The sequence below is a fragment of the Lysinibacillus parviboronicapiens genome (assembly GCF_003049575.1).
Classification (GTDB): domain Bacteria; phylum Bacillota; class Bacilli; order Bacillales_A; family Planococcaceae; genus Lysinibacillus; species Lysinibacillus parviboronicapiens.
In genome coordinates this window covers 147,739-158,741 of the sequence record NZ_PYWI01000006.1, presented here as the reverse complement: position 1 = coordinate 158,741, position 11,003 = coordinate 147,739, and the positions used below count along the sequence as shown (strand labels likewise).

General features: G+C 37.6%; 11 protein-coding genes. 3 read left to right on the top strand and 8 right to left on the bottom strand.

What is annotated here, in order from left to right:
* Positions 1-211: 211 nt before the first annotated feature.
* Positions 212-1,531: an ABC transporter permease gene (locus tag C9J35_RS08055; protein ID WP_107924095.1), complete on the bottom strand. Its 1,320-nt coding sequence runs from the start codon at positions 1,529-1,531 to the stop codon at positions 212-214.
* 1 nt (position 1,532) lies between these two features.
* The gene (locus C9J35_RS08050) at positions 1,533-2,219 is read right to left on the bottom strand and encodes an ABC transporter ATP-binding protein (RefSeq protein WP_054768339.1); all 687 of its coding nucleotides are present in this window, start codon (positions 2,217-2,219) and stop codon (positions 1,533-1,535) included.
* Positions 2,220-2,640: 421 nt separating this feature from the next.
* On the opposite strand from C9J35_RS08050, the gene C9J35_RS08045 reads away from it, so the two are divergent.
* Together C9J35_RS08045 and C9J35_RS08040 are read left to right on the top strand one after the other, a co-directional pair.
* Positions 2,641-3,261 carry a DUF47 domain-containing protein gene (locus C9J35_RS08045; RefSeq protein ID WP_010860388.1) on the top strand — a complete coding sequence of 207 codons (621 nt, stop codon included), beginning with the start codon at positions 2,641-2,643 and terminating at the stop codon, positions 3,259-3,261.
* A 20-nt stretch (positions 3,262-3,281) separates the two neighbouring features.
* A complete protein-coding gene (locus C9J35_RS08040; protein WP_054768337.1) occupies positions 3,282-4,298 on the top strand; it encodes an inorganic phosphate transporter in 1,017 nt (338 codons plus the stop codon).
* 432 nt (positions 4,299-4,730) lie between these two features.
* Here C9J35_RS08040 and C9J35_RS08035 read toward each other — a convergent pair whose 3' ends face one another.
* Positions 4,731-4,970, bottom strand: coding sequence for a hypothetical protein (locus tag C9J35_RS08035; protein ID WP_107924094.1), 240 nt, complete (start codon positions 4,968-4,970; stop codon positions 4,731-4,733).
* A gap of 243 nt (positions 4,971-5,213) precedes the next feature.
* Between C9J35_RS08035 and C9J35_RS08030 the strand changes: the two genes are divergently transcribed.
* Positions 5,214-7,325: an MMPL family transporter gene (locus C9J35_RS08030; protein WP_107924093.1), complete on the top strand. Its 2,112-nt coding sequence runs from the start codon at positions 5,214-5,216 to the stop codon at positions 7,323-7,325.
* A gap of 83 nt (positions 7,326-7,408) precedes the next feature.
* Here C9J35_RS08030 and C9J35_RS08025 read toward each other — a convergent pair whose 3' ends face one another.
* From C9J35_RS08025 to C9J35_RS08005, 5 genes are all read right to left on the bottom strand, one after another.
* On the bottom strand, positions 7,409-8,023 hold the full coding sequence (locus tag C9J35_RS08025; RefSeq protein ID WP_107924092.1) for an alpha/beta hydrolase: 615 nt from the start codon (positions 8,021-8,023) through the stop codon (positions 7,409-7,411).
* A gap of 19 nt (positions 8,024-8,042) precedes the next feature.
* On the bottom strand, positions 8,043-8,234 hold the full coding sequence (locus C9J35_RS08020; protein WP_107924091.1) for a hypothetical protein: 192 nt from the start codon (positions 8,232-8,234) through the stop codon (positions 8,043-8,045).
* 20 nt (positions 8,235-8,254) lie between these two features.
* On the bottom strand, positions 8,255-8,719 hold the full coding sequence (locus C9J35_RS08015) for a hypothetical protein (RefSeq protein WP_054768335.1): 465 nt from the start codon (positions 8,717-8,719) through the stop codon (positions 8,255-8,257).
* A gap of 295 nt (positions 8,720-9,014) precedes the next feature.
* Positions 9,015-9,629, bottom strand: a complete 615-nt coding sequence (locus tag C9J35_RS08010; protein WP_054768334.1) for an NUDIX hydrolase — start codon at positions 9,627-9,629, stop codon at positions 9,015-9,017.
* A 13-nt stretch (positions 9,630-9,642) separates the two neighbouring features.
* Positions 9,643-10,722, bottom strand: a complete 1,080-nt coding sequence (locus C9J35_RS08005; protein WP_107924090.1) for an AI-2E family transporter — start codon at positions 10,720-10,722, stop codon at positions 9,643-9,645.
* Between the last annotated feature and the right edge of the window lie 281 nt (positions 10,723-11,003).

The window sequence follows — 11,003 nt, the reverse complement described above, 5'->3', positions numbered from 1 at the left end:
TGTTTTGCCTCCAGTTTCCTTCAGATTCCGCGTCGCCACGGACACCCTTGCTCTTGGCTAACCTCTACTTCTGTCTTCGGGGTTCGGGACTTGCACCCTATAGTTCATACGCATGCCGGGCGCACACTAGAAAACCCGAGACAAGATTTTGTCTCGGGTTTTTACGTGCTAACATAGATAGATTCCAAATTAATAACACGTCATTAAAAAATTATAGCTCTTGTCGCAATGCTTGAATGACATCTATTTTCGTAGCCTTACGTGCTGGTCTGTAGCCTGAAATCATTGCTACACCAATACTGATAGCTGATGCAATAATAACAAGCTGCCACGGAATAAGTGAAAACGTAATGTCGTTCGTACCAAATGCTTCTTCCCCTGTTGCTGCTTTTAAAATTAATGGTAATACTGCATTTGCCGCGAAGCTGATGCCATACGAAATCACTACAGCCATCAATGTTCCAAAAATCCCGATAAACGTGCTTTCCATTAAGAACAAACGTTGAATAAGTTTTGGACTAGCGCCGATTGCCTTTAATACACCAATTTCACGTGTACGCTCCGTAACAGCCATCGTCATTGTATTGAAAATACCAATCGAAGCAATTAATACCGCAATCGTCCCAACAAATATCAACCCAATCTTCAATACAAGGAAAAATACGTCCATCTGCTCTAATTGTTCAGTTACAGAGAAAACACTATAGCCTTTGTCCTTTAGCTTTTCTAAAATCGGTTTTACGTTTTCCATACTGTCTGCAAAAATATTAAATTCAGAAGAGAACATTTCATCGTCTTTTACATCACCTGCTGCTGACATATTCGCTGCTAATACTGCTTGTTGTTCTGTATCCATATAAACCGAATTATCAATCATCCAATCATAAGAAGGTTTTTTAGTCACGCCGACAATAGTATATTTCATTTTTTCAGTCTCAGTCGCTTCAGAAGTATGAGACAATAAAGACATTTCGAGCTCTTTACCAATTAAAGAGTCTTTATATCCTTCCTCATTGCCGTCGTAATATGTTCCGTCTGCTTCTGCTTTTTTATTTTTTTCTTGAATCACATCACGTTCAGCTTCATTTAATAATGTTTGGGCGAAGTGATACCCCACAATGATTTCATTTGGCTTTGTCGGATACGTTCCTTCTGCAAGTTTGCCCGTTACTTTCTCAAAATCATGCATATCCGTTATAAATAAATTGGAGTTTGTATCACGATCCTTAAAAAATGAGTGTGCGCTCGCATTGACCATAACAGTTTCAAGTACCGTTTCAACATGCTCGAATGCTTTAATCTCAGCAATTTGCTCGTCTGTAAATTGCCCGTCACCATATACTTGAATTTTCGTAACCTTTTCATCTGATAGTATTTCATTGCGAATGGAATCTTGTAAGCCAAAACCTACGGAGGCTAATACAATCAAAAATGCACAACCCATTGTAGCAGCTAACACCGTCATAAAAACGCGTAATTTATTTTTCTTAATATGTTGTGTGACAAAGTCTAATTGGTCCTTAAATAGCATGTTACACCTCCTCCTTTACAAGCTCGCCATCATACATACGGAAACGTCGATGTGCAATTGTCGCTACTTCTTCATCGTGCGTAATAATGACAAAGGTTAAGCCATATTCACGGTTCAAGCTTTGTATGAGTAATAAAATATCCTGCTCTGTTTCCGAATCTAGACTCCCTGTCGGCTCATCTGCTAGCAAGATAGGTGGATTTGTAATCAAAGCTCTTGCGATACTCACACGCTGTTGCTGACCACCTGATAATTCATTTGGGTAATGGTCTGCTACCTCAGCTAGTCCGACCTTGCCCATTATTTTTTTTACTTTTTCTTTTCGTACGGCCTTGCCAGTACCCTGTAATTTCAATGGTAACTCGATATTTTCATACGCAGTTAAACCTGGCATCAGTTGAAAGTTTTGAAAGATAAATCCGAACTGTTGTAATCGAAATGCTGCACTCTCCGTTTCCGTAAGCTTCGCGGTTTCCTGTCCATTAACCTTTATGGAGCCTTGTTCTGATTTCATAAACCCTGCCAGAACTTGTAGCAAAGTTGATTTACCAGAGCCACTTTTGCCAACAATAGCAACAATCTCACCTTGCTTCACTTCGAAGTTTACGCCTTTTAAAACTGGCACACGTTTTTCCTTGCCCTTCTTACCTATTAAAAATGTATGTTGTAAATTCTCGACTTGAATCATTATCGTTTAACGCTCCTTCCTCACTCTTTCTCCATTGTAAAAAAAAATTCTTAATAATCGGGAAGGATAAAAATGAAGATATTCTTAAGAAAACAGGAACATTCATAATAAACAGACTGCATTTACAATACCTTTACAATTGAACCTCGAATAAGTGTGAAAAACTCTGAAACACACATCTTTTATCTGTACTAAACAGCTACATATTTTAAAATAAAACGTTATTTCACAGCCTTTTTTCTGTATCTATTAAAATGAACACAATAGAAATTGATCAAATATGTGAACAAATTGTATATTACGGGAATGTAAAGTTTTATGGAGATTAGATGAATTTTATGTAGATAAACTAAAGATTTTGTTATGATAGTAAAGTTTAAAGGTCGATTATTTTATATACATCCAGGAGGATTCGATTTACATGCTTAACTCAAAAAAACAAGACCCTTTCTTTGTTGCACTGCATAAAATTGCTGAGAATATGAGAGAGGCCGTACATTACGCAAATGATTTTCGGATTAACAGTGTAGCTGACTTGAAAGAGATTAGCATTACAATGAAAAATTACGAAACAGCTGGCGATAAACTCATTCATGAGCTCATCGTGATGCTAAACAAATCATTTATGACACCTATCGAACGCGAGGATATTTTAGAGTTTGCAATTCGTATGGATGATGTGTTAGATGGTACGGAGCATTGTATCGCTCACTTTGAAATGTTCTCATTGACAGAAGTTGACGAATCTATGCGTATTTTCCTAGGCTATATTTCTAAAAGTGCCGACGAAATTGTTAAAGCAACTGAAGAGTTAAAGAAAAAGAACCTTATTGGAATGCGCCCACATGCCATTTTAATTAAAGACTATGAGCGCGAATGTGATGAAGTGCAACGTACTTCTATTAAGCAATTGTTTTTAAATGAAAAAGATCCAATCCGAATTATTAAGTTTAAAGATATTTATGAACAACTAGAAGATATCGCTGATTATTGTCAAAACGTTGCCAACACAATGGAAACAATTATCATGCGTAACGCGTAATTAGGAGCTGGGCACTTACAATGGACACAATTATTATACTAACCGTACTGGTCGTCATCTTTGCCCTAACATTTGACTTTATCAATGGTTTCCATGATACAGCAAATGCTATCGCTACTTCGGTTTCCACTAGAGCATTACCACCACGTGTGGCAATTATTATGGCTGCTACGATGAACTTCATCGGTGCTATTACCTTCGTAGGTGTAGCAAAGGCTCTTACAAAAGACATTGTAGATCCGTTTGCTTTAAATGCCTTTCAAGGTGACACAACAGGGTCTGTCGTTATCTTAGCGGCGTTAATCTCGGCTATTATTTGGAATTTACTTACATGGTATTTTGGCATACCTTCAAGCTCTTCTCATACGTTAATCGGTTCAATTGCTGGTGCTGCTATTGCATCTGCCGGCTTCAATGTACTTAACTATGGTGGCTTTACAAAAATCATAACGGCATTAGTGCTTTCGCCACTCATTGCCATTTGCGCTGGTTTTCTTATGATGACACTGTTTAAATTACTGTTTAAAAACTTAAATTTGTACCGTACAAATAAAGGTTTTCGTACAATGCAAATTTTTACTGCCGCAATTCAATCGTTTACACACGGTACAAACGATGCACAAAAAGCGATGGGTATTATGACGATGGCGTTAATCGCAGGTGGCTTGCACACTGGTGACGAAATTCCCTTCTGGATTCGAGCTGCAGCTGCAACCGCTATGGGTCTTGGTACTTCTATTGGTGGTTATAAAATTATTAAAACAGTTGGCGGTAAAATCATGAAAATCCGTCCAGTTAACGGTGTGGCAGCAGACTTAGCTTCCGCAACAGTTATTTTCGGCGCTACTTTAATTCATTTACCAGTATCCACAACACACGTGATTTCCTCATCTATCATGGGTGTTGGTTCAGCACAACGAGTTCGCGGTGTTAACTGGGGCATGGCACGTAAAATTGTGACTACATGGATTATCACAATGCCAATTTCAGCTGTGATGGCAGCTATTATTTATTTCTGCTTATCACTATTCTTTTAATTTTATTGAATATGCGTCTAAACGCCTGCTCAATAAAATTAAAATCTCCATTGGATGTTTTAAGACTCCTGTTCCTTCATGGGCAGGAGTTTTTACTTACATCAAATAATACTCCCCTTAGATAAACATTTTTATGCCTGTCAGAGGGGAGCATATCAAATCTTACCAGATCTATTTAGGGTTATTATTGTTTATTTCGGATTCAGAACTTCATCAAGTTGTTTAAGATTTATAGAATTTGACCAGATATTTAAAATTATACGACCCAAAAGTAAAGAATTGTCTCAAAGATATCTGAGACAATTTCTATTGTTTTGATGTACTTACAGCTTGTGCTTTGCCTGCAAATTCAGAAAGTATAAGCTCTATTAATTTTCCATTGGCTTTATTCACGAAAACTCCACTTATAAATAAAAGAGACTCACCATTAGGTCAGTCTAAGTATTTTTCAAGAATTCTTCCTATGGAAAAAATAGTTAAAATAAAACTCATGATCCCGCCACTACTTATAGCCAGTAAAGCAAACATCATGTGTGGTACACCATATAAAGACCATAAACATAAAAAGACCAGGTAACTTCCAATGCAACCAATTAGACAAGCGATTAAGTACCCTACAATCCAAAAACGTGTTGAGCTTTTTATTTTTTGTCTTGTCTTAACTTCTAACACATTTTCCCTCCTTTCCAATCACAGGACAACTACCGAGAAATTTCTTAATGCTCCAATGTATCGTTCCAACTAATCTTTTCTGATTTTCACATCACACTTGAGGCCAACATTAGACCAATGCAATTGGCCTAGTGTTTTCATTTTTTTGTTTTCCTTACAGCTTCAATTGCTTCTTTTTTTGATCACGCGACAAAATGTGACACTTCCTTTACACTAGTTTAAAAAGGGGGATACATATTCAATATGAAAACTTTCTCAAAATTCATCACCGCTCATGCGAAGGCTATCGTTGCTATATGGCTTATTCTTTTCATTGTAATGGTAGTGTTTGCAATACAGCTTCCAAGTAAACTCCAAGGGGATGGTTTTTTTGTCGAAGCTGACCATACCTATGTAACAAATGAGCTAGCAAAAACATTTGATTTACCTACTGATACAGTTTTAGTGGTCTTTGATCCCGCAGAAGATAAAAAAATACAAGATACATTGCACAAGTTAGACGCGATTGAAGATATTCATTCTATTCAGTCACCATTAGAAGATGTTACTTTGCAAAAGGATGGCATTGCCTATGCGATGGTCCATTTTAACAATAATGTTGAGAATCTACCTGAAGTCGTAAAAGAAGTTCGTTCATTAATAGAGGATGAAGGAGTCAGTATAACTGGTGGCCCAGTTATTTCGGAGGATATTAATGCGGCTAGTCAAAAAGATTTAGCATCAGCTGAAGCCATTGGTCTTCCGATTGCTATTGTCGTGCTACTACTTGCTTTTGGGACTGTTGTAGCTGCAATACTGCCAATACTCATTGGTGTCGTTACCGTGGTCACAGCTTTTGGCATTCTGACTTTACTAAGTGGTAATGTTAATTTATCCATCTTCGTATTAAACATTGTTCCAATGTTAGGACTCGCATTAAGCATTGATTTTGCGTTACTATTTATCAATCGTTATCGCGAAGAACGAGGACATGCCAGCAATGCTCAAGCTATCCAAACAGCTATTCAAACTGCAGGCCGTTCAATTATATTTTCAGCCGTTTGTGTAATGATTGGGCTTGGTGCAATGATTGTCATTGACGTAGAAATTTTTCATAATATCGCACTCGGTGGCACAATCGTTGTGTTACTTGCAGTGATTTCCGGACTAACGTTATTACCAGCCACAATGATGTTATTAGGGGATCGTTTAAACAAATGGCGTATACTACGTGTGAAGCCAGGGGGGACGAATCGCTGGCGTGGCTTTGCAGGCTTCGTGATGAAACGTCCAGTAACTATCGTTATTGTGGCCTTACTTTTACTTGGGATTGGTATGATCCCACTAAAGGATATTCGATTGACAATCCCACAGGTAGATTCCTTGCCAACAAAATACGATGCACGTGCAGCATATGACAAGTTGGATGATACATTTGGTCTTGGCGACACTTCCACTTTATACTTACTTGCAGAGCGCAAGGAAGGCTGGAATGATGGCGAGGCGAGAAACATTATATACACGATGCAAGAAAAGCTACTCGATGATCCGCTTGTCGATAAAGTATCGACGATTTATACTACTGCCAATATAAAAACACCAGAGGAATTATCCGCATCGCTAGAAATTCCGCAAACAGCACAACAATTAACTGCAATCCTTAATACTTTTTCAAAGGATACACAATTGTTTATCCCTATTACATTAAATGTTGCTGGTTCATCAGCCGCTGCCCAAGATTTTGCTAGAACGTGGATGGATAAAGATTTAGGCGTTGATTTTGCACTTGGCGGACAAGCGAAATTTAACCAGGAAATTTTTGATGAAATAGCCAATAAAATCTTCTTAGCTGTATCGATAATTATCGTGTCAACTTTCTTTATCTTAATGCTCGCTTTCCGTTCTATTTTAATTCCAATCAAAGCGATTATTATGAATATTATTGGGTTATCTTCAGCATTCGGGATACTCGTGTATATTTTCCAATACGGTCATTTTGGATTAGAGGCCGCTTCTATCGTCCTTATTATTCCTGTAATCGTATTTTGTCTTGTATTTGGCTTGAGTATGGACTATGAAGTCTTTTTAATATCACGGATTCAAGAGGAGTATCTGAAGGGCTCAGATAATACCCGAGCAACAATTGATGGGCTGACATCTACTAGCCGTATTATTACTTCTGCTGCGCTCATTATGATTGTCATTACCGGTGCATTTGCTTTCACAGATGTTATGCCAGTGAAACAAATTGGGGTCGGAATTGCAATAGCAGTTGCCATAGATGCAACAATCATTCGTCTTATGCTAGTGCCAAGTCTCATGAAGCTATTTGGAGATTGGAATTGGTGGCTACCATTTGCTAAAAAAAATAAATAATAAGACTAAGTGAAGCATAAAAAAACCGAGGACTTAGATGTCCTCGGTTTTTTAATAACTTCTAGCTATAATCAATAGCACTTTTAGGCTTCAGTAAAATTAACTTCATACCATTCCCTTGCCGCTTCTACTTCAGGCATTGTTAATTGGTGACCGTAATTAAACCATTTCGTTATGACATTGGCTCCGGCAGCAGACAACAACGTCTCCAAGTCTTCAGATTCCTGCGCTGTACACATCGGATCATTCGTACCCGCAGCAATAAACACGGGAGTCAAAGGTAATACCGGCAAATCAATATCTCGTCTAGGTACCATAGGATGATGCAAGATTGCACCAGCTAATGTATCCTCATAATGGAATAGCAAGCTCGCTGCGATATTCGCACCATTTGAATAACCAATAGCTACTATTCGTTTACGATCAAAGCCATACTGTTCCGCAGCCTCAGCCAAAAAATCATGTAATTCTTGTGTACGGAAAATCAAATCCTCTATATCGAAAACACCTTCTGCTAGACGGCGGAAAAAGCGTGGCATTCCATTTTCCAGAACATTTCCACGGACACTTAAGATATTCGCTGTCTCATCAATTTCCTTTGCAAGGCCAATTAAGCTTTGCTCGTTACCACCTGTACCATGTAAAAGTAATAACGTTAGTTTTTTTTCGTCGGTTCCTTTATGAAAAACGTGCTGCATAAAACAGACCACCTCTCAATTATCTTGAATTCGAGATAATTGTAGCCTGTGGCAAAATTAAATTCAAGCTCTTTGACTTATTAATTTCTCGATTTTCACTATTTGGCTGTTCTTCATTGTTTTTGTAAAAATTGGTAATCGTAATAATTGAAAACAAACATGCAACTAAAACAACAACAATAACAATTCCCACTAATTTTTTCCCATTCATCGAAAGTTCCCCCGTCTTACTCAGTTCTTTTTACGAAAGCCCTCTTCCAGTAAATATTCCTTCGCTGCATCGTATGTGCCAAAGGCTTCCTCTAAATTTTCGCCATGATAAATATTCCAAGAACGTTGCTCAAAAGCAAGCTCTAATTTATCACCTTCACGATTGCTCCATAGTTCAATTGTAGGCTTTTCCTCTTCTTGCTCCTCGGCTAAATATTGAATGGCGTCTTCAATAATCTCTCGAAGCTGCTGCTCATCGTAATCGCGAATATTCACAAGACCTTTGTCATTTACTTCGTTTTCATAACGCAGTAAATCTCCTACAAAGACAAAGCCGTTGCCGTTTGGATGTAGTTTTTCTACAACAATCGTCTTTTCGTAAAGGCTATCGTTAAAATGATAATTGACACGCTTTAATGAAATTTCCTTCCTTTTTAGTTCCGGAAATGTTTCTATAACTGCTTGTTTTTGTTCAAATGTTAGCATATAAAAATGCTCCTTTTCTATCAATCTACCTTACAGTATAACTTATTTTAGCTGTTATATCGTACTATAAAAGTTATGGTCAACATATAGCTGTTTTTAAACATGGTGTTAACGTTTCCTTACTGCACGACTAGAAACTATATTACCATGGACATTAAATGTATTTGCTATTTCGTGCAATTTATATGCGCTTAAATACTAGAAACCCCAACATCCCATCCACTTCTACGTTTTAAAAAATAGTAGCACAAACCTTGTTATGGGCCTGCCCTACTATTAGTAAAGGTTTTTAGCGCTATTTAAACATCTCATTTTTAGCGAATTGAATAACTTGTGCAACATAGAGCTCTCGGTACGGTACAAATTGCGCTGTACTGACAGGTCGTACAACTCTACCTCGTTGTCCATCAGGAAAGTATTCATAGCCCTCGATATTAAGTGTTACGGTTTCTCCCAAGAAGAATGATTCTGCCTCATCAAGTCTCGCTCTTACGACACCTGACACTTCCTCATATTGCAACTCAAAAGACTCCCAATCATGTTCAAATGGATACAAGTAAACATGACAAAATTCATTGTCAATCATCTTTTCAGATACAATGCTACAAGACGTCATGCCCATCCTCACAACTTCTTGAATATTAATATCAAGCCCTAGCTCTTCCTTTACCTCGCGAATCCCTGCTTCAACTGTCTCAAGCGCTAATAGGTGTCCTGCCGCAGTGATATCAAGCAATCCAGGGTAATCTTTCTTTTGAGAGCTACGAATTTGAAAATAAATATAATCCTTATTTACAAGCCAGCAGTGAAACGTCTCATGCCATAAACCCTTTTCATGTACTTCTGCTCGCGTAGCTGTTCCAATTTCTTCGTACTGTTCATTAAAAACTTTAACGATTTCTTGCTCCATTTTATTTCGACCCCTATACAGACTTAGTAGCCTTTTTCTTTATCGCATTTCGTTCATCATAGATATTAGACACGATTACCTTCATTACCGCATAAAACGGTACGGCAATAATAATCCCGATAAATCCTGCAATATTTCCTGCCGCTAAAATAATTGTAATGACTGTTAATGGATGTATATCAAGCGATTTCCCCATCACATTTGGCGTAATAAAATTGCTATCGATTTGCTGTGCAACAAGCGTAACTACACATACCCAAACAACTAGCATGGGATCTTGTATAACTGCCACAACAACTGCTGGTGCCAATGCAATCCAAGGTCCAATAAACGGAATCATATTCATAAAGAAAGCAAAGATCACGAGTAGTAACGAATACTCTAAACCAATAATTAAAAACCCAACATACATAATTAAAGCCAATAAGAAACTAATTTGTAGTTGCCCTTGAATATAACTACGTAAAACATCGTCAATTTCACTTAACGTTTTTTTCACCCATTCACGACGTTCACCACTAAAATACTTATAAATCGAAGGCGCAAGTTTCTCATGATCCTTCAACATAAAAATGAAGAAGAATGGAATTAAGATTGCCAATAACGAAGCGGATACAATCGATTGTAAGAACGTAACAAGCCCTTTACTTGCCACTACGGCAATATCTTGCACAGAATTTGCCACATGATTAATAAAGGATGTTAATTGCGGGGGAAAATTTTCCTTGTTTCGTAATACATATTCCGATGCATCTTGAATGCTTGCTCCAATCATAGGCGCACTTTTCACAAGATTATTTACCTGTGTCGCAATCGGACTCCCAATAATCAAGCCAAAACCACCAACAAGTGCAATGAGGCCAACGACAATCGTCAGTATACTTGCCCACCTAGGCCATCTGCGCTTCTCTAAAAATCGCTGTATTGGCTCTGTCACATAAAATAAAACGCCACCTAATAACAACGGTATAAAAATAGTTTTTAGAATAATAGCGAGCGGTGAAAAAATCCAATGTATTTCTATAAAATATTTCGCAATTAATAGAGCTAGTAAAATTCCTACTCCAACCTGAAACCAGACTTTCCTCGTCACTCTAAGTCACTTCCTTTTATCACAGTTACTGAAAATACTACTTATATATTAACCATTTCGCAAGTATCCTAGTATTAACTTTTTCAGCAAATAATTCATATCGCCAAATAATATGTTTATACAGCAGATTTCCACTCCATCTAGATGATAACACTTATTCTTGCTACGCAAATACGATGCGCAGGAATTTTGCAGATTCCTTACTTTTTAATCATCAAAAACAGTATGAGCTATGACTGTCCTCGCTCCTGTCACTATGTATGAGACAAGCCCTTTTACTA